Source organism: Paenibacillus tepidiphilus (assembly GCF_008635795.1).
Lineage (GTDB): Bacteria > Bacillota > Bacilli > Paenibacillales > Paenibacillaceae > Paenibacillus_AQ > Paenibacillus_AQ tepidiphilus.
On sequence record NZ_VWRQ01000024.1, the window covers coordinates 36,508 to 55,896 of the forward strand.

21 protein-coding genes are annotated in these 19,389 nt (G+C 55.5%); 4 read left to right on the forward strand and 17 right to left on the reverse strand.

The genetic code is table 11. The features are described from left to right. Window positions 1-86: 86 nt before the first annotated feature. The 4 genes from F1379_RS24560 to F1379_RS24575 all read left to right on the forward strand — a co-directional run bounded on the left by F1379_RS24560 (window position 87) and on the right by F1379_RS24575 (window position 3,157). Entirely contained in the window at window positions 87-1,052 is a 966-nt protein-coding gene (locus F1379_RS24560) for an ArsR/SmtB family transcription factor (RefSeq protein WP_150275018.1), read from the forward strand. A gap of 197 nt (window positions 1,053-1,249) precedes the next feature. Further along, window positions 1,250-1,783, forward strand: coding sequence for a sigma-70 family RNA polymerase sigma factor (locus tag F1379_RS24565; protein ID WP_150275020.1), 534 nt, complete (start codon window positions 1,250-1,252; stop codon window positions 1,781-1,783). After that, window positions 1,770-2,888: a DUF4179 domain-containing protein gene (locus F1379_RS24570; RefSeq protein WP_150275022.1), complete on the forward strand. Its 1,119-nt coding sequence runs from the start codon at window positions 1,770-1,772 to the stop codon at window positions 2,886-2,888. The genes F1379_RS24565 and F1379_RS24570 overlap by 14 nt, the downstream gene beginning before the upstream one ends. Before the next feature lie 110 nt (window positions 2,889-2,998). Next, entirely contained in the window at window positions 2,999-3,157 is a 159-nt protein-coding gene (locus F1379_RS24575) for a hypothetical protein (protein ID WP_039871250.1), read from the forward strand. Window positions 3,158-3,716: 559 nt separating this feature from the next. Here the strand turns inward: F1379_RS24575 and F1379_RS24580 are convergent. The 17 genes from F1379_RS24580 to F1379_RS29900 form a co-directional block, all read right to left on the reverse strand. After that, window positions 3,717-4,487: a class I SAM-dependent DNA methyltransferase gene (locus tag F1379_RS24580; RefSeq protein WP_150275146.1), complete on the reverse strand. Its 771-nt coding sequence runs from the start codon at window positions 4,485-4,487 to the stop codon at window positions 3,717-3,719. A gap of 480 nt (window positions 4,488-4,967) precedes the next feature. Beyond that, entirely contained in the window at window positions 4,968-5,879 is a 912-nt protein-coding gene (locus F1379_RS24585) for a CvfB family protein (protein ID WP_150275024.1), read from the reverse strand. Continuing rightward, window positions 5,876-6,223, reverse strand: a complete 348-nt coding sequence (gene rsfS, locus F1379_RS24590) for a ribosome silencing factor (protein ID WP_150275027.1) — start codon at window positions 6,221-6,223, stop codon at window positions 5,876-5,878. The genes F1379_RS24585 and rsfS overlap by 4 nt, the downstream gene beginning before the upstream one ends. Then, entirely contained in the window at window positions 6,223-6,798 is a 576-nt protein-coding gene (gene yqeK / locus F1379_RS24595) for a bis(5'-nucleosyl)-tetraphosphatase (symmetrical) YqeK (protein ID WP_150275029.1), read from the reverse strand. The genes rsfS and yqeK overlap by 1 nt, the downstream gene beginning before the upstream one ends. Then, the gene (locus F1379_RS24600; RefSeq protein WP_150275031.1) at window positions 6,782-7,372 is read right to left on the reverse strand and encodes a nicotinate-nucleotide adenylyltransferase; all 591 of its coding nucleotides are present in this window, start codon (window positions 7,370-7,372) and stop codon (window positions 6,782-6,784) included. Before F1379_RS24600 ends, yqeK begins: the two co-directional genes overlap by 17 nt. A gap of 69 nt (window positions 7,373-7,441) precedes the next feature. Further along, window positions 7,442-7,735: a ribosome assembly RNA-binding protein YhbY gene (gene yhbY / locus F1379_RS24605; RefSeq protein ID WP_150275034.1), complete on the reverse strand. Its 294-nt coding sequence runs from the start codon at window positions 7,733-7,735 to the stop codon at window positions 7,442-7,444. Window positions 7,736-7,794: 59 nt separating this feature from the next. Next, window positions 7,795-8,661, reverse strand: coding sequence for a shikimate dehydrogenase (aroE, locus tag F1379_RS24610; protein ID WP_275262655.1), 867 nt, complete (start codon window positions 8,659-8,661; stop codon window positions 7,795-7,797). A 19-nt stretch (window positions 8,662-8,680) separates the two neighbouring features. After that, window positions 8,681-9,808, reverse strand: a complete 1,128-nt coding sequence (gene yqeH / locus F1379_RS24615; protein ID WP_150275037.1) for a ribosome biogenesis GTPase YqeH — start codon at window positions 9,806-9,808, stop codon at window positions 8,681-8,683. Then, complete coding sequence (locus F1379_RS24620; protein WP_150275039.1) at window positions 9,805-10,332, reverse strand: YqeG family HAD IIIA-type phosphatase; 528 nt, start codon at window positions 10,330-10,332, stop codon at window positions 9,805-9,807. Before F1379_RS24620 ends, yqeH begins: the two co-directional genes overlap by 4 nt. Window positions 10,333-10,399: 67 nt before the next feature. Then, window positions 10,400-12,622, reverse strand: a complete 2,223-nt coding sequence (locus tag F1379_RS24625; protein WP_239004797.1) for a transglutaminase-like domain-containing protein — start codon at window positions 12,620-12,622, stop codon at window positions 10,400-10,402. Between the two features lie 8 nt (window positions 12,623-12,630). Continuing rightward, on the reverse strand, window positions 12,631-13,881 hold the full coding sequence (locus F1379_RS24630) for a DUF58 domain-containing protein (protein ID WP_203457172.1): 1,251 nt from the start codon (window positions 13,879-13,881) through the stop codon (window positions 12,631-12,633). A 1-nt stretch (window position 13,882) separates the two neighbouring features. Further along, complete coding sequence (locus tag F1379_RS24635) at window positions 13,883-14,839, reverse strand: AAA family ATPase (protein ID WP_150275044.1); 957 nt, start codon at window positions 14,837-14,839, stop codon at window positions 13,883-13,885. 302 nt (window positions 14,840-15,141) lie between these two features. Further along, window positions 15,142-16,533: a methyl-accepting chemotaxis protein gene (locus tag F1379_RS24640; RefSeq protein WP_162551276.1), complete on the reverse strand. Its 1,392-nt coding sequence runs from the start codon at window positions 16,531-16,533 to the stop codon at window positions 15,142-15,144. Window positions 16,534-16,924: 391 nt separating this feature from the next. After that, window positions 16,925-17,275 (reverse strand): stage V sporulation protein AE, encoded by a 351-nt coding sequence (gene spoVAE, locus F1379_RS24645; protein ID WP_150275048.1) that lies wholly within the window; start codon window positions 17,273-17,275, stop codon window positions 16,925-16,927. Further along, window positions 17,272-18,306, reverse strand: coding sequence for a stage V sporulation protein AD (gene spoVAD / locus F1379_RS24650; RefSeq protein WP_150275050.1), 1,035 nt, complete (start codon window positions 18,304-18,306; stop codon window positions 17,272-17,274). Before spoVAD ends, spoVAE begins: the two co-directional genes overlap by 4 nt. A gap of 3 nt (window positions 18,307-18,309) precedes the next feature. Continuing rightward, window positions 18,310-18,759, reverse strand: a complete 450-nt coding sequence (spoVAC, locus tag F1379_RS24655; protein ID WP_150275152.1) for a stage V sporulation protein AC — start codon at window positions 18,757-18,759, stop codon at window positions 18,310-18,312. Between the two features lie 185 nt (window positions 18,760-18,944). After that, window positions 18,945-19,115, reverse strand: coding sequence for a hypothetical protein (locus tag F1379_RS29900; protein WP_162551277.1), 171 nt, complete (start codon window positions 19,113-19,115; stop codon window positions 18,945-18,947). Between the last annotated feature and the right edge of the window lie 274 nt (window positions 19,116-19,389).

A 19,389-nucleotide genomic window follows, 5' to 3' on the forward strand; every position in this document is an offset into this window, starting at 1 on the left:
TCAGGAAGCTTTCTTTTTTACCTCAATTAGTTTATAATTTTATAAAATAGTCGATTTAAGACGTCCGCGGAGGAAGGTACAATATAATGATTTATATTAAAGATTTAATGAGTGGGATTGATATTTTTAAAGCGCTCAGCTCCGAGATCCGGATTCAGATTCTCGAGCTGCTGGCCAGCAACCAGGCGCTGAACCTCAACGAAATCGCCAAACGGCTGAACCTCAGTAACGGTGCGATCACCATGCACATTAAGAAGCTGGAGGAGAGCGGCCTGATCGAGATCAATACTTCCGTAGGCAAGCACGGCATCCAGAAAGTATGCTATCTGAATAAGGATAAATTAATGGTCGATCTGCGCAGCAAGGATGTCGACAACCTCTATGAGGTGGAAATCCAGGTAGGGCACTACAGCAACTACCAGGCGACTCCAACCTGCGGACTGGCGACTAAGGACAGTATCATCGGGGACTTCGACGAACCCCGCTATTTCGCCGATCCGCAGCGCATCGAATCGGAGATTATCTGGATGGCCGAAGGGTTTCTGGAGTACCGTATCCCGAACTACCTCAAAGCCAATCAGACCTTCCGCGAAATCCAGTTCTCCATGGAGATCGGTTCCGAAGCACCGGGCTACAATGAGAATTATCCATCCGATATCTATTTCTATATCAACGGCATTGAAATCGGCTACTGGACCAGTCCCGGCGATTTCGGCGATACCCGCGGCACCTTCAATCCGGACTGGTGGCCGCCGCATCTCAATCAATACGGCATGCTGAAGCTGATCCGCATCAACAATGAAGGCAGCTTCATTGACGGCTGCCGGATCTCGGATATTACGCTAGATGACATCAAGCTGGATTACAAGAGCGAGCTGACTTTCCGCATCGCTGTCACCGACAAACCGGTCAACAAACGCGGCCTGACCATCTATGGCAAGCATTTCGGCAACTACAGCCAGGATCTGCTGGCCCGGGTCCTGTACAATGTTCATGAAGTTGGCGAGATGAACTGCAAGCTGACGACGAGCGGCGCGGCAAGCGTGGAATAAACTGACCCTGCGGTACAGGGCGAACGGGCAAGGGCACCTAAAGCGCGAGTATAAAGAGCGGATAACCGCTTTTATACCGCGCTTTTTTTGCCATATATTCCGCTTTGCAAAAATACGCACGATTTTAAATGTGACCATTTGTGCATTTACCCGGTCTAACTATTATCAACACAAACTTACAGAAAGGTGAGGATACAGTGGAGTTGACAATCCTTGCGGCCAAGGCAGCCAAAGGTGATCCCGAAGCGTTCATCGCTGCGGTCAGGCAGCTTGAGAATTCTCTGCACTACATGGCCAAGTCCCTGGTATCCAGGGACGAAGATGTTGCGGATGCTCTGCAGGAGACCATTCTCAAAGCTTACAAAGCGGTTACCTCCTTACGGGAACCCAAGTATTTCAAGACATGGATCTTCCGGATTCTGATCAATGAATGCCATAACATTCTGGCAGAGCGATCCGGTTCGGTATCCTTGGAGGAAGCTCCCCCGCTGGCTGTTTCTGCCGATGACTACGGGCGGGTGGATTTGAGGGAGGCCGTTGACCGGCTGGAGGAATCCCAGCGCATAACCGTGATTCTGCATTACTTCGAGGACCTCCCCTTGCGTCAGGTGGCCCAGGCTCTCAATATTTCGGAGAGTGCCGTAAAGATGCGGCTGATGCGGGCCCGCGATACGCTGCAAAGAACGATAGGAAATTACCATGAAGGGAAGATGAACTATGGCCGTATATAAATTAGAGGAAGAAATGAAAAAGCTCGATATTCAGGACAACCAGATTTCTCCGCTCGTCCGCACGCGTCTGGAAGAAACCTATGAGGCTATATCCATGGATGCAGGCTCAGTCCGCCGGAAAAAGCCGTCACCGGCCCGCAAATTCGCCTACACCGCAGCAGCCTCCGGGATACTGGCAGCGGGGATGTTCGCCTCCGCTTTCGTGTCACCGGTCATGGCGGATTCGTTGAAGAAGCTTCCCGTGATCGGCAGCGTCTTCAGTTCCATTCAGGGAGACGAAGGGCTGCGTCTGGCCGGACAGCTCGGGTTAACCTCGAACATCAACCGGACTGTTGCCTATGAGGATGTAAAGCTTGAAGTGACAGAGGCCTTATATGACGGTAACCGTGTTGCCTTTCTGCTGAATGTCAGTGCACCTAATCTTGTTGACGGGATCTACGATAACGGCAGAAAGAAGATTAAACTTAGCGATGCCCTTTCACAGGTTACCTTTACTTTGGACGGTAAGGCTCAGGATGAGCCAGGCTCGATATTCCAGGGCGGAACCTTCTATGGAAGCGCCGGCGAAGCGTACCCGAACACACTCGTCTTTGAGCAAACTGTCGATCCCCGGAATGCCCCTGGGCTTCTTGATGCAACGTTCACCCTTGCACTGGACGGGATTGATCATGAGTTCAGCATGGATATACCATTCCACAAGACAACCGGTGAAGGGATCAAAGCAAGTCCCAACTCCGTAAAATCGGCCAATGATCTAACCTTCTCCGTTGCCGATATCTGGGTAACGCCGGTTACCACCCGGCTGAAAACCTCTATCGCGCTCTCCGATGCCGAGACCTTAACGCTGAAGGAGGAACAGCGGCTGATCCGGATTGGCGTTGCCATATTTGATGATCAGGGCCGCCGGCTGACTGCCCTTAACGGAGACGGTATCATTGAAGGGAACCGCCTGACCTTCGACCGCCGTTACGCCTCACAGCCGGGAACGAGCAAATATTTCACCGTTAAGCCTTTTGTTATTAAAGATGACTTCACGGAGGATATACAAGATAGCCAATTCCTGAAGGATTTGGAGGTCCGGATTGAGCTTCCCGCCGGCCAATAAGCAACCATAAGCAACCGGACCACATGTCCTGTGAGAACGAAGTATAAATGCGTCCTGCTTGAACACACTAACTGATGTCTCCCATACCACCGAGAAGGAGTGTTTCCGATATGCGTGAAGGATTAATCCCCACCGTTCTTGGTACCGTCGTTTCCGCTTCCGGCGCAGCATTTCTGGGAAGCAAGTACAAGCTGGCAGCCACTGGGGTGCTGGGCTTCGGGCTGGCACATATCGTGCTTGGCGCCATCGACTTGTTTGAGCATCGGTAAAGGTTTTGGAAGATCCCGGCCCGTCACAACCTGTGCGGGCCGGTTTTTTATGGGTACACACAGTAGCATGAGAACACGCAAATGATTGCGGGAATGTGAAGGAATGACGCAGGGCCGCTGTTTGAAGCGATAAGTGTACTTTGTACAACTATTTCCGCAGTAAACAGCTCTTTTTAAGGGATAGTTGCACTTTCTACAACTATAATTGGCTAAACCCGCCCGAGAAGGGGATTATGCCATTTTTAGTTGTACGAAATACAGCTATTTCAGTATTACCGCCTATAAAGGCAGCTTTAGTTGTACAAAATGCAACTAAGCACTCCTGGCTGGGCTTAAGCACGTAGTTACTGGGCTAAGCATGTTGTTATTGGGCTTAAGCACGTAGCCACTGGGCTTAAGCACGTAGCCACTGCGTTTAATTAAGCATAATCTGCATTGGGACAGGTGTCAGGCTCCCCCATTCCGTTGTATTCAAGCTGCGGCCCCCTGCGCTTCAGAGCACATGCCGCCGTAATCAATAAACAAGCCCTTGCCTCCAGGGCAAGGACTCTGCGCTACTCTATTTTAAAGCCACGTAAAATAACCGTTCGGCGTCTTCATCGGCTTCATGCCAGGTGAAATCGGCGTACACCTTCACATCCCTGAACCCCGCAGCCTGCAGCTCCTGCTTCAGCCACTGCGGATCATAGGCGCGCTGGATGTGCGTCTCCTCAAACCGGCGGTACAGACTATCCTTCCCTTCCTCGCGTGCGAATATGGACAAGTGATGCTCGATCTCCATCCGCAGTTCATCGAGTGAGCAGGTCCAAATGTACGACACCGGGAGCTCGTCCAGAACAAAAGGCTGCTCCTCCTCATAACGGATCAGCGTGTCCGGGTGGTGAACATCGAAGATGAACGAGCCGCCTTCCTTCAATCCGGCATAGGTCCTGGCGAACACGGCCTGAATCTCCTCTTGCTCCAGCACGTAATTAAGGCAATCACAGAAGGAAATTACCGAGTCGACCTGTTCGGGCAGCTCCCATTCCTTCATATCCTGCCTGATCCAGCGCACGCTGCCCTCACGCAAAAAGCGGCGGCCTTGAGGATGCAGCTCCAGCTTCTGCTGCGCTACAGACAACATATCCGAGGACAGATCAATGCCTGTCATATGATATCCCGCTCCGCCGAGCGGAATGGTGATGGCTCCCGTGCCGCAGCCCAGCTCGGCTACTGTTCGAGGCTTACCGTACCGGCTCCAGGCCTCTTCCGCAAACTCCAGCCATCGGGGATACGGCATGTCTGCCATCAGTTCGTCATACACATAAGCAAATTTCCCATAGGAAGACAATTCGCACACCGCTTTCTTGCTCTCATGTAGTGAATCTGAAGCGCAAGCTCCAGTATTCCAGGCTCCCAGCCTTCAAGACTGGTCAATCCGCTTGGACCAGCTTGCCGGATCATACCAGCTAGGACAGCTAGGACAGTTAGGTTAGGTAGGTTAGCTGGGTTAGATAGGAAAGCTAGGCCAGCAAGGACGGATAAACCAGCAGGCCAACTCGGCTAGCTTACTCTAGCCCGCCTGCTCAGCTAGCTCGCCCTTTAGCTTACTCTAGCTCGCCCTTTAGCTTACTCTAGCCCGCCTGCTCAGCACTAGCTCGCCCTTTAGCTTACTCTAGCCCGCCTGCTCAGCTAGCTCGCCCTTTAGCTCACTCTTGCCCGCCTGCTCAGCTAGCTCGCCCTTTAGCTTACTTCTAGCCCGCCTGCTCAGCTAGCTCGCCCTTTAGCTTACTCTAGGCCGCCTGCTCAGCACTAGCCCGCCCGCGCTAGCTCAATCCTGTTCTGCTTCCGCCGCCTGTTCCTCTGGACGAGCCAGATAGGTCCAGTTCTCTTTCTGGGTAATCACCCCTTCCTTCATCAGCTTGCCCAGCGCCCGTTTGAACGCCGATTTGCTGATGCCGAAGCGCTGCTTGATAATATCCGGAGGTGTAGCGTCCGAATAGGGCATGGAGCCCCCCGGACGGGAATTCAGGAACTCCAGCAGCATGGCGGAATCGACATCGCGGCCGACTTCCTTGCGCTGGCTCATCGACAGATTCACCCGGCCGTCCTCGCGGACATGCGAGACCCGGGCCTCGAACTGCTCACCCAAGCGAAGCATACGGGTGCGTTCCGAGGCGTGGACCATCCCGATGACGCCAAAGCCCAGCACACCTGCATCCGCAAGCACGAACGTGCCCATCTGCAGTGGCTTATACACCCGTGCCGTTACGGCAGTGCCCATCCATGAGCTTGGCGCGGCAACAGCCAGCGGTGCCAGCTCCTGCTCACCTGCAAGCTTGGCACGCAGGCGTCCCTGCTTGTCATGCTCCATAATGACATACACTTTATCGCCGACCTGTGGCCGCAGCTCGGTCAGCTCCGGAAGCTCACCGATCGGCAGCAGCAGCTGGCGCCCTAGTCCCATCTCCAGAAAGCAGCCCAGCCGCGGATGAATATCCGCCACTTCCAGCAGCGCCATTTCGCCCAGAGTCAGCAGCGGCTTCTTCATCGTTGCCGCCAAGCGGTCCTCGGTATCAAAGAAGATAAAGACCTCAACCTTGGCACCGGGTTTCGGCTTGCTGCCCACGAGCTCGGTATAATGCAGCATAACCTCCTGTCCGCCTGCTCCAAGGAAATATCCGTATGGCGATACTTCCCGCAGAACTTCCAGGGTAACAATAGTTCCTGCAATCAGACTCATACCGACTCCACAACCTTGGCATCCGACCACAGACGCTCAATATTGTAATATTCCCGCTCATCGCGGTGGAAAATATGCACGATTACATCCCCGAGATCCATCAGCACCCAGCGCGCCGCATCCATGCCTTCAATACCGCGGATCATCCCGCCGGCTTCGTGAACCACTTTACGGACTTCAGTAGCAATGGCCTGCACCTGGGTATCGGAGTTCCCGTGACAGATAATAAAGAAATCGCTGATCGGCGAAATGCTGCGCAGGTCAAGCGCAACGACATTCATTGCCTTTTTGTCATTTACGGCTTTGAGGGCTAATTCCATCAGCTTGTTCGATTGTACACTCATTATTTATCCTCCAGTATTCTTACTAAATCATTGCGGGACAGTACAGTCAGCGGAAAAATAATCTGCCGCTTCTGCAGCAGCAGGCTGATCGTGGAATCAAATCCGGCGACGAGCCCTTCTTCAAGGCTGACCCCGGCAAGCCTGCGGATCTCCTCAACTCCCGGAAAGCTGCGGCCGGGTTCGATATAGTCGGCCAGGCAAACGATCTTTTCCAGCTTCGTCATACCCACGCGCCCCGATGTGTGATAACGGATGGCGCCCAGCACCTCGGGATCGGAGATGCCGTAATCCCGTTCCGCCACGAATGCCCCGACCTCCGCATGCCACAGCGATTTGTCGTACAGGAGCAGTTCGGCGGACAAACCATTCGCTTCGATGATCTGTCTTTGCTGGTCGACCGGCCAGTATTTGGCGACATCATGCAAAATGGCGGCCGTCTCGGCAACGGCCGGATCGGCACCGTAGCGTTCCGCCAGCTGTACAGAGGTCTCCATCACGCCCAGCGTATGCTGCCAGCGCTTGGCGGGCATCTGGGCAGAGACCGCTTCCATCAGCGCTTCACGGCTGTATTCCATAACATCCACTCCTTTGCACATAATCGAACACCGCATCCGGAACCATGTAGCGGATGGATTTCCCTGCCGCCGCGCGGCTTCTCAGCACCGTGGACGAAATATCCACCTGAAGCATGTCCGCAAGCAGCACCTTCTGCGCGATATGCCGGGGCAGCGCTGCAAGATCAAGCGGAGTGCCCGGACGTCCGACGCCGATAAAATAAAGCCGCCGGATCAGCTCATCGATATCCCGCCATTTCGGCAGGTACTGCACCATGTCAGCACCGATGATGAAATAGAACTCATCCTGCGGATATTCGGCCTGCAGGCGGCGCACCGTTTCGATGGTATAGGATACGCCGCCCCTGGCGACTTCCCAGTCAAGGACACGGAAGGCAGGATGGCCGGCTACAGCGCTGTGCACCATCTCCAGCCGCTGCGCACCGGTTGCACCCGCCTCATGCTTATGGGGCGGAATATGTGAAGGCAGGAACCAGACCTGCTCCAGCCCGTATGCCTCGCGTGCAGCCTCCGCCGCCAGCATATGTCCGATATGAAGAGGATCGAAGGTACCTCCCATAATTCCGACTTTCATGAGAGTCACCCCCTCCACTGTTCCTAAGCTTTATATGTGCTTCTGCATGCGGACCTTAGTAACATGTCCTTATTTAGGAAGCTCGATTGTTTTGTAATCACGGGATTCCTTGTACAGGATAATGGTCTTGCCGATTACCTGCACGAGTTCGGCTCCGGATTGCTCCGCCAGCTCTGCACCGATCTCCTTCGGATCGTCGGCATTATTGTTCAGCACACTGATTTTCATCAGCTCCCGCTTCTCGATCGCCTCTTCGATATGACGGATGAGGTGATCGTTCACGCCGCCTTTGCCGACCTGAAATACCGGGTCCAAATGGTGGGCCAACGAACGGAGATAACGTTTTTGTTTTCCAGTTAACATAAATCAACATGCTCCTTAGTTTATAAGTATTATTACCCTAAAGCGGTATATCCATAGCTTTAACCGAGACAATCCAAAATAGCCTGCCGCATGATGTCCACAGGAGCAGCCTGCCCGGTCCAATATTCCAGCGCATATGCCCCTTGGTAGACGAACATGCCCAGTCCGCCGTGAATCCGGCAGCCGATACGCTCCGCTTCCTTCAGCAGCCGAGTATTCAGCGGGTTGTAGATCAGATCGCTGACGATTTGTCCCGGCCGCAGCAGCGACGGCTCCAGCGGCATGCCGTCCAGATGAGGGGCCATGCCGACAGAGGTCGTATTAATGATAATATCGGCCTGGGAGACCGCCTCCGCTGCCTGTTCAAGGGCGATGCCGGTGACCGTAACGGCGCTCCGGCAGGCCTCGGCCAATTCCTCCGCCTTATCCTTCGTACGGTTGGCAATGACAATCTGCTCCGGACGCTCCTGCAGCAAGGCTGTGACGATGCCTCTTGCTGCTCCGCCGGCACCGAGTACCACAATGCGTGCGCCGTTTAAGTCCGGCGCCAACTCTGATTTCAGGGAACGAACATAGCCAATGCCGTCCGTATTATATCCGGTCAGCACCCCACTGTCGTTGACAATGGTATTGACTGCGCCGACGCTCAGCGCACTGGCGTCCAGCTTGTCCAGATAAGGCATAACCGCCACCTTATGCGGTATGGTGACATTCACGCCGCGAAAGCCCAGCACACGGACCGCCTGTACCGCTTCGGCAAGACGCTCCGGCACAATATGGAGCGGAACGTAAGCACCGGGGATGCCCAGTGCCTGGAGTGCCGCCATGTGCATAACTGGTGATTTCGAATGGGCGATGGGATCGCCCATAACGCCCAGCAGTATGTCCCCGCCTAAGCCGTTAACATTATAATGGGTCTTCGACAAACCGGCCTCCTCCTTCCGTTCAGATCATGGATGGCCGGGTTAGCACCTTCACGCCGCGCGGCACATGTACTGCGACTATGGCTCCGGAGGTGGAGTTGACCTTGATCCAGCCGAGTCCGGAGATGAATACATCGGTAGCACCGCCCCTGGCGACCCGGAATTCATGACGCTGCCAGGCCGGAAGCTTATCCTTGTCCTCTGCACTTGGCGGAGACAGAAGTTCCCCGAGATGCTCCTCGGCCAGGGAATCGGCACGCTCCAGCTTCGTGCGGTGGATCTTCAGCGTACCGCTGATATAACAGGTGAACGATTGGCGTTCTCCTTGAATAAAATCAAAGCGGCCCAAGCCCCCGAAGAACAGTGTCTGTCCTTCATTTAACTGATATACCGCCGGCTTCAGCGGATTCTCCGGCATCACCGCGCCGAGATCGCGCCGCTCCACCAGTTCACTGTAGCGCCACGGATAGACGATCCCCGGCGTATCTACGATAAAATGCCCGTCGTCGAGCGGGATTTTGACCATATCCAGTGTTGTTCCCGGATAACGGGAAGTCGTCAGCTCCTCGGTAAGATCACTGTAATCAGAGATCAGCCGGTTGATCAGAGTCGATTTGCCCACATTGGTCGCACCGACCACGTAGACATCCCGCTGCCCGCGCAGCTCACTCACTACATCAAGCAGGCGCTCAAAGCCCTGGTTGCGTTTGGCGCTGACGAGCACGATTTCAGCCGTTCGCAGGCCCTGCTCCTTGCAGCGCTGCTGCATCCAGTTCCGCAGCTTGTTCCAGTTCGTTACCTTGGGCAGCAAATCGCATTTGTTGACAGCCAGGATGACCGGGTTGTTGCCGACAAACCGCTGCAGTCCGGAAATCAGGCTGCCTTCCAGATCAAACAGGTCGACAATATGAAGCACAAGCGCATTCTTCCCGCCGATGCCGCCGAGCAGTTTCAGGAATTCATCCTGGTCGACGGAGACGGAAGACGCCTCGTTATAATTCTTAATCCGGAAACAGCGCTGGCAGATGACCGGCTCCCGGTCAAATGCGGCTTCCGGGATATAGCCGGGCAGCTCCTTATTGTCGTTCTGCAGCTTGATGCCGCAGCCGCTGCATTTCACGGGCCGCTGATGATCACGATGTTCACTCATGGGGTTTTGTCCTCCTCTTGCCACAATCCTTGCTTGCGCAGCCGGGTCAGCGCAATCCGCTCAATGCGGCGGTTAATTCTTGTACCGACACCTTCATCCGCCGACGAGATCGGCAGCACCAATACGGTGTACAGTCCCAGCCGGTTGCCGCCGTATACATCCGTCAGCATCTGGTCGCCAACTACTATCGTCTCCTGAGGCTTAAGCTCCATCAGCTTCATCGCTTTCAGAAACGGAGTATTGCTCGGCTTACGGGCCTGATGCACAAATTCGATATTCAGCGGCGTTGCAAACTTGGACACCCGGTCCATGTTGTTATTAGATACAATGACCAGCTTGAACCCGAGCTCCTTCACCTTTGCGAACCAGAGCACGAGCTCGGGTGTGGCCAGAGGAGCCTTGGCGCCCACCAGCGTATTGTCCAGATCCGTGATAATTCCGCGGTATCCCGCTGCATACAGCTCGTCCAGAGCAATATCGAATACCGTATTGACCCGCAGTTTCGGGACCAGCTTTTCAAACAATGAACGTTCACCTCATTCTTTATTCGGAAAAACTATAACTTATTCTTGCCGGGCCGCACATGCTGCCTCAGCCGCGTGCCCGCAAGCTTCGCTTCAGCTGCAAAGCTTCAGTATACACGCTATGCCAATCTTTGTCTTCAATAATCTCGGGACTGTAGCTGGCCCGTTCGAAAATCCGCAGCAGCTCTGCAAGGCTCGCCGCCGCTGCCGGACGCTCCCGGCTCCAGCGGCTTACGGATTCCCGCAGCGTTTCGTGCTCTTCCTTAAGCATACCCTTTCTGCGCGCATAGCTTACCCAGCGCTCCGTCTCTGCTATAACTTTCTGCAGCGGAGTGAGCGGCCGCCCGTTGCGCAGACGGCGCAGCAGGAACCGCAAGGAATTACGGTGCTGCCACAGCAAGTATCCCGCCCACAGCAGCAGAACGGCACCGGCCGCAATGACCGCCCATATACCGATGTGCAGCCCGCCGCCGGTTGTTCCGCTATCGACAGGCGTTTGCTCCGGCAGGGTCTCTTCGGGTTCAGGCTCCTCTGTCTCCTCGGCGAGCGGCTCTTCGCTCTGAGTCAGCAGCGGTACGCTGAAGCCTGGCGTCGCTTCGATAGGCACCCAGCCATAATCGCCGAAGTATACTTCCGCCCAGGAATGGGCGTCGGCGTTAGTAATCGTATAATTGTTATTGACATAGCCCTGCTGAGCCAGATTCTCCGGCAGCTCGGCCTGTTCACCGGGCGCATAGCCCTTCACCCAGCGGGCCGGGATATCCAGTGAACGCGCCATCGTCACAAGCGCAGTGGAATAATAGTCACAGTATCCCTCCATGATCTCGAAGAGAAACCGCTCGACCAGATCCTTGCTCTTGCCCTTCGAGACATCAGGCTGGTTCGAATAAGGAAAGGTCTGCTGCAAATATTGCTGCAGAAGGGCTATTTTCTCATACGGATTCTCCGCTTCGGCTGTGACCTCCAGCGCCAGCGCCTTCACCCGTTCAGGGAAATTGTTGGGGAGCTGCAGATACTGCCCCAGGTCCCGTCCTTCATATAACTGGCTATACGTCTGCTGGCTGAGCTCCTGAAGCGGGATAACCGGAACCTTGGAAACCACAACATAGCTCATTGGATACGAAAAGCCCTTCTCGTCCGCATCCCATAGCAGCTCGCTGTCCCGGCTTCTCCAAGCCAGCGCGGAGCTGCTGTCCTCGCCGTCTACAGTTTCAACCATGGCCAGCGAATACGCCCCGAACAGCACAGGATAATCATTGGCGCCCAGCAGCTTGACCGTCTGGCGCAATTCCCGAATCTGCGCCTTGGGAGCCGGGCTGTGCTCCAGCCCCTCGCCTGCGTTCACCCCGCTATAGGGCCCGCGCGCAGCTGTGTCATCGTCGCTCCAGCCGTTGCCCGAATATTCGCTGCGGGTCTCGCCCCTCATATAAGTGCGCAGATCCGAAGTCACCGTCATCACAGGCGAATAATCAAAGTTGAAGCCGCCGCCGAGATTACTGTCGTCCGTGCTGTAGCCGGAGGCGGTCCGCGCTGCGGAGAGCACGCCTTCGCCGGTCTCCGAGACATCGCCCGATGTACCGAGCTTGCCCGGACTGCCCGATCCGTTCCATTCCTGCCAAGCCGTATACGGGTCGGTCAGGGCTGGCCGTACCGCCGGCATATTGATGCCTGTAATGATGACAAGTGAGAAGATGATGGCAACATTAACAGCAATTTTAAAAGGATACTTCAGCAAATGCACCCAGCCGCGCGGGTAATGCAGCTGAAAATTCCGCAGATGGCGGATCACCAGCCAGCCCATTGCCGCAGCGACCGTCCAGGCGACCTCCTGCCACAGGATGGCGGGGGTGAACGAATCCAGGGCAGCGAAAGCAACTATGTTGGTGGCAGTGAACATCAGAATCCGCGCCTTGGTGGTTACCCACCAGGAGCTCAGCAGGAATACAGCACCCGCCGCCAGTGCAAACCAAAGATAAGGTACCATCCGTGCCACAATATCCGGAAGCTGGTCGCGCAGTGCCGGCAGCCACGGATCGGGAATATAAACCCCGTAATGCAATATCATGCGGTAAACGATCAGCAGCGCAGCTGCAGCTTCCAGCACAAGCCGGTAGCCCCAGCGCAGCGGAACGGCGATTTCAATGACTGCAACCGCCGTTAAGGTGAAGAGGACGGAAGCGGTGGTAACTTGAAGCCAGAAGGGCTCCGTATAAGAGATCCATTGCAGGGCGAACACCATCAAAAACAGCAGACTGAAGGCACGGTACCACGAGGATTTCAAATGGTTCATCCAGCTTCTCACCTTAGGCTTTCACCTCCTACCACAGCGGGCAGTTCCTGCAGTGAGTGCACGCTGTAGCCCGTGATGCCCCGCTGCTTCAGCGCCTCCAGCCACTCTCCGCCCCGGAGAACCGCTCCGGGATGCCGGACATAAATCTGCGAAGGCGTCATTCCCGAGCGCTCCGCCCAGCGCAGCGCATCGAGTGCAGGCTGGCCGCTCTGCGGGCTGATCAGGACGAAGTAGCAGCCCTTGGGGAACATCCGGCTGCTCTGTTCCAGCCGCGTGGCAAGCGGCCCCCGGCCCTCGGCGTTGATATCGACGAGGTACTGGATCATCCGCTTGCGCTCCGCCTCGCTCTCGGCGGGCTGAAATACCGCCGTATTCTTCCCCAGGCAGCATAGTCCGATGCCGATCCGCTCACGGATCCCGTAGCCGAGCAGCGAGGCGGCGATGGATACGGCAAGCTCGAATTGTGCAGAGCCTCCGTAGGCATTGGCGCTGCCGTCCAGCACGAGCATGGTCTTGGGAATGGATTCATGCTCGAATTCCTTCGATTTCCACTCACCGGTCTTGGCGGTCGCATTCCAATGAATCCGCGACAGCCGGTCCCCGTAGACATAGTCGCGGACACCGTTGATCTGCGTCGTCTCTCTGCGGGAAGGCATCAGGGCTGCCTGCGGCCCGGCGAGACGCGACCTCCGGTCGTAGAGCTGCCAGCGCGGAATCAATACCGCCCGGGGCAGGACCCGGAACTGGCCCTCCGCCAGGAAGGTGCCTTTGTGCTCCACCAGTCCGAAGATATCCTCGCAGAGAATATCCGTGTCGGAGAAGGTATACCGCCCGCGCTCCAGCGGCGGCGTCTGGAAATTCAATTCTCCCTGGCCCTTGAAGCTCGGAACAAGGCTCTCCTCGAACACCCAGGATTCCCCGTTGTGGCGCTTCAGCACTTCCCGGACCACCACATAAGGCAGGGGCAGGAGTCCGGGGATCGTTACTTTTAAATTGACGGCGAGATGTCCGCCGGCGTGCAGCAGATCCGGCTTGTCTATACCGGACGACATCTGACGCATGCCCTTGGCCTTGCGGACGCCGAAGGTTCCGGAAACGACTAAATAGATCAGCAGCACTGAAACCATAATAAACAGCATAATGGAGGTTTTGCCGCCCTGAAACAGCACATAGAGCAGCGTAATCCCCCATATGACCAGAATACCGGCGAATTTTCCCGGCTGAATGACAGCGGCTGCTCCGGTCCATGGATTCTTCATCTTATTGCCTCATCGCCACGGGCACTTGAATACTCTGGATGAGCTTCTGCAGCAGGGAATCCATGCTGACATTATCGAGACGGCTCTCCGGACGGAGCAGAATACGGTGGCCCAGCGCAAAAGGAGTCAGCGTCTTCACATCATCCGGAAGCACGTAATCACGCTCCTGCAGGAAGGCGTATGCCTTGCAAGCCATCATGAATGAAAGGGAAGCGCGGGGGCTTGCCCCCAGCAGCACCAGCGGATTCTCGCGCGTCGCGCGCACAATCGTCAGCAAATAGTTCAGGACGGGGTCGCTGATATAAACCTCGCGGATCTCCTCCTGGATTGCCGCGATCTGCTCCATGCTGGTCACCGCGTTCAGCTTGTCCACCGGCTGGCCCTCCTGGTGGCTGAGCAGCAGGCTTTTCTCCGTATCGGCATCCGGATAACCCAGGCTGATCCGCAGCATAAAGCGGTCAAGCTGCGCCTCAGGGAGTGTATAGGTGCCTTCGAAATCAATCGGATTCTGCGTCGCGCACAGCATGAACGGGTGGGGCAGCGGGTAGGTCTCGCCGTCCACCGTCACATTGCGTTCCTCCATGACTTCGAGGAGAGCGGACTGCGTCTTGGTAGTGGCGCGGTTAATCTCGTCGGCCAGCAGAATATTGGTCATCACGGGACCCGGCCGGAAATGGAACATTTCATCGCGCGGATGGTAGACGGAGACGCCGGTAATATCACTCGGCAAAATGTCGGGATTACACTGGATCCGGCGGTAATCACCGGACATGGACCGCGACAGCGCGCGGATCAGCTGGGTTTTGCCCGTGCCGGGAACATCCTCGATCAGTACATGGCCTCCGGCCAGAAGCGCCGTAAGCAGCAATTCTATTTCAAACTTTTTACCTAGTATGCAGGATTCCAAATTAGTGCGGACAGCGTTCATAATTTGCGTTGATTCTTGACGTACGGGCATATAGTGTGAACCTCCTATGTCAGAATAAGCGTATTATTTACATTTTACATGATATAGGGGGCCAAAGTACATGTTTGCCGCCGCCTTGAAAATTCGGAAGAAATCACAAAACATCGCCTGCAAACCGGTGCGGATGCAGTGAAGCTGACTCGGGTTCATGGAAGGGTCCAAATCCCACAAGTTCAAGCCACAAAGCGGTGCATGTGAGGCGAGGCTGACTCCGATATTTTGCAGGGGTCCGGCGCTTGCCCGGACAGCTCACATAAAAAGCCCCGCTGGCGCGGGGCTTAATTTACCTGATTTTATTTGCCATTCTCCCCGACCAGTTCGTTCAGGCTGACAATCAGGCTCTCCAGCTCCATAAAGCTTTCCACCAAATGAAGGGTAATGGCACGCTGCTCCTCGACACCCGCCAGGATCTCTTCCGTAGCCGCGCTGGATTGCTGGGTGACACTGGAGAATTCGGTGATCTCTGTGACCACTTTTTCCGAGAAACGCTTCATTTCTTCCGAGCTCTGTTCAATTTCACCCGCCTGATTCAATACATTGGTGGTGTTGTCCTGAATCTCGCGGAATACCTGCTCTGTGCTTACCATTGATGCGCTGCCTTCAACCAGCAGCTCCCGGCTGTGCTCGAACAATCCCAGCAGCTCTGTAGTCTGGCGCTGCAGCGCCGCGATTACACCGCTGATCTCGTCGGCCGTCTGCCCGGAGCTCTCGGCAAGCTTGCGCACTTCGCCCGCCACTACGGCAAAGCCCCGGCCATGCTCACCCGCACGTGCCGCCTCAATCGACGCGTTCAGCGCCAGCAGATTGGTCTGCCGTGAGATTTGCATGATGCCCTCCAGCATGTCATGGATGTTCTGTCCCCGCTCCGCGAACGCCTCCATTTGGGTCGTGGTTTGCTCCATAACCTGCTGCAGCTGCGTGAACTGCCCGGTGAGCACTGCCACCCTGCCGCCTCCCTGCTCGCTGACCTCAGCCGTTGCCGCAGACAGCCGCTTCATATCCTGCGAATAACCGGCCACATCGCGGATATGCCGGTCCGACACGGAGATCGCTTCTGTGATCTCGGAGATGCTTCCGGCCTGATACTCAATGCCCTTGGACACTTCCTGGAATCCGATTGCCACCTCATTGGTAATGGCCCCGGCCATCTCCACCTCAACCTTGAAATTGCCCGTAAATTTATAGAGACCGTCTACCGCTGCCTTCACCCGGTCCAGCATAAATTCGATCCTGCTTCCGGCCGCCTCAACCTCATCCCGCTGCGCTTCGCTATGACGGATCAGACGCTGGTTAAGAAACGCAACCACTATCAAAACGCCGCTGATCAGCAGATAAACGCCGAATTCGTTCACATAAGCCATCAACCTCTCCTCGGAGGTAGCGAACTCACCGGTCAGACTCAGCTGCACCAGAAGATTCAGCGTGCTTAAGCCGGCGGCAACGGCGAAATATTTGTATTCCGGATAGAATAACAGCACGGAACATAACAAAAGAACAACCAGCGCATTCACTTCATAAATGGTCAAATATACACCGAGCAGTGTAAGCAGGCCGGTAAAAATCCAGGGAATGACCAGCACCCCTTTGCGCTTCATGTTACAGTACGTTACCGCTGCAGCCATAAGGACAGCAGGAGTGTTGGATACCCACAGATTGGGCAACTGAAAGGCCAGCACCACTGCCACAGCGCAAACTATCCAGAAAGCACCGATAATAATTTTGTTTCGAGTCCAAAAAAGCTCAATTTTACGCTGATTGTTCAACATCCTGCACATCCTCCGCCATATTTTCCATGAATCTAAGAATATATCGTCAAGTTTCGACTTTTTTTTAACATTTGACCTATTGTTAGCCTGCATAATACCAAAAGAAATTCGTTCATCGTCCCCCTGGCCCCGGCCATTCTCTGGATCCCAAGCGCTTGCATTCATTTTCATAAATAGGCAGACCTCTACAGCACACTCTATATTTCGGAACTTCGAGAGAAAATTTCAAGATGGTCCCGCCTATTCCGTAGCATTGAAAAAGACCGCCAATCGGCGGTCCGTTCCCACTGCATATTCCGTTTGATATAACTCATCCCTTCGGCCGCACCACCAGCGCCGCCAGGAATGAGAATACAATCGCCGAGGAAATCCCCGCACTGGTTACGTCAAAAATACCTGTAACGACCCCGACCCAGCCATCCCGCTCCAGTTCGGTTAACGCCCCGTGCACCAGGGAGTTGCCGAAGCTGGTAATCGGCACGCTCGCGCCTGCTCCGGCGAATTTCACCAGCGGATCATAAAGGCCGAATGCGTCCGCCACAGCCCCCGTCACCACCAGGGTGCTCATCGTATGCGCCGGCGTCAGCTTGAATACATCCATCAGGATCTGCCCGATGACGCAGATGGCCCCGCCGATCAGAAAAGCCCATAAATAAATCATGCTTCATCACCTCCGCTCTCAAGCGCTACGGCATGGGCGACGCACGGAATGCTTTCGCCCTGCTGATACGACAGGGGCGAGAGCAGCGCGCCGGTAGCGACGATCAGCACGCGCTTCAGCTCCCCCTTGCGCATCCGCTTCAGCAGATGGCCGTAGGTCACCGTCGCCGAGCAGCCGCAGCCGCTCCCGCCTGCGATGACATATTTCTGCTTGTCCATATCGTAAATCAGCAGGCCGCAGTCGTTGAAGGTCGTCTGCTCCATCGGAATGCCTTCCTTGGCCAGCAGCTCCTTGGCAATCGGCAGGCCAACGGATGCCAGGTCGCCCGTAACGATCAGATCGTAATACCCCGGCGAGAGGCCGGTGTCGCGGAAATGAGCGGTAATCGTATCGACTGCCGCCGGAGCCATCGCTGCGCCCATATTGAACGGGTCGGTCAAGCCGAGGTCCATAATTCTGCCGATTGTCGCAGATACCACATGGATAGCGCCGGGGCTGCCATCGTTGCGGCCGACCACGGCACAGCCTGAGCCGGTGATTGTATACTGTGCGGTCGGCGGCTTCTGGGAACCGTACTCCGTCGGGTAGCGAAACTGCTTCTCGACGGTACAGTTATGGCTGGAGGTACCGGCAAGTGCATATTTGCCGCCCCCTGAGTCCACAATCATGGAGGCAATCGCGAGACTTTCCATGGAAGTCGAGCAAGCGCCGAACACCCCTAGATAAGGAACAGAGAGCTTTCGGGCCGCGAACGAGCTGCTGATAATCTGGTTCATCAGATCGCCGCCCACAAAAAATTCCAGCTGCTCCTGCTCCAGCTTGGCGTTCATAATCGCCAGCTTTGCCGCCTTCTCGAAGAGCGCACGCTCTGCCTTCTCCCAGGTTTTCTCCCCCATTTCCAGGGAATCATAGATGAAATCAAAATCTGAAGCAAGCGGGCCTTCGCCCTCTTCCGGGCCGACGACAGCGGAGGCCCCGAGAATTATGGGACGGGTGGTATAAAGCCAGGTCTGGCTGCCGAGTTGTTCCATCGTTTAGTGTGAACCTCCCCAGCCCATAATGGCGTAGACTACGCCAACCACAAAGGCGGCGACGACACCAAAAACAATAACGGAGCCGGCAAGCTTGAACATATTCCCGCCCACTCCGAGCACCAGTCCTTCGGCGCGGTGTTCCAGTGCGGCCGAGCACATGCTGTTGGCAAAGCCCGTTACGGGCACTGCGGTTCCCGCCCCGCACCACTGGGCCAGCTTGTCATACACCCCGAAGCTGGTCAGGATGACCGACAGCAGGATCAATACGGCGACTGTGGGACTGGCCGCTTCACGTGAGGTCATATCGAAGATGGCCATAAAGGCCTCCTGAATGCCTTGACCCAGTACGCAGATCAATCCGCCGGAGAGAAAGGCGCGGATGCAGTTCTTAAAGACGGGACGGGAAGGTACGTAAGGCTTGGACAATTTCTCGTAGTCCTGAGGGGTCATAGTGTCTAGACGGAGCTTGACACCGGAAGTTTTCGTTTTGACCGGCAATAGGGACACCTCCTGGAATGATGGCGAAAGGAAAGGCCGGCTGCTGGGCATCCGGCGCTCCCTCCGGTTTTCTTTTGCTTTCGCGATAACTTTTCCTTATTGTTCGCCGGATACCGCTCCGTTATGACACCCGCCGTTCAGGAAAAATACAACAGCACCACGACCAGCAGCAAAAACAGGATTAAAATCAGCACGGCTTCGCTGGGCGGACCGTAGCGGCGGGGAAAAGTCCGCCGCATCCCGCTAGTCCGCATCCTGCCGGTGAACCCTTGACTGGCGGGGCGGGCCAGGCTTCCTGCACCTTTCATTGCACTCGCTTCCTTTCTGCGGCTCTTTACGCACAGAGCCTCCGCTCTTATCTTATTCGCGGGCTTTATGCCGGGTGTTCATCCTTTCCTGGCGTGGACAATCGCGCCAACAATGTTCATACTGGATATGATGAACTTGAATGCTCGGAGGCATCAGCAATTTAGGGAAGGTTTGGAACTGGAGGAGCGGGAGCGTCCGCCTTTAGATTTGAATTTCTACCGAGATTCGTTTAAATCCAAGAAATCCAAATCTAACAGCGGCCGGAAGTCCAAA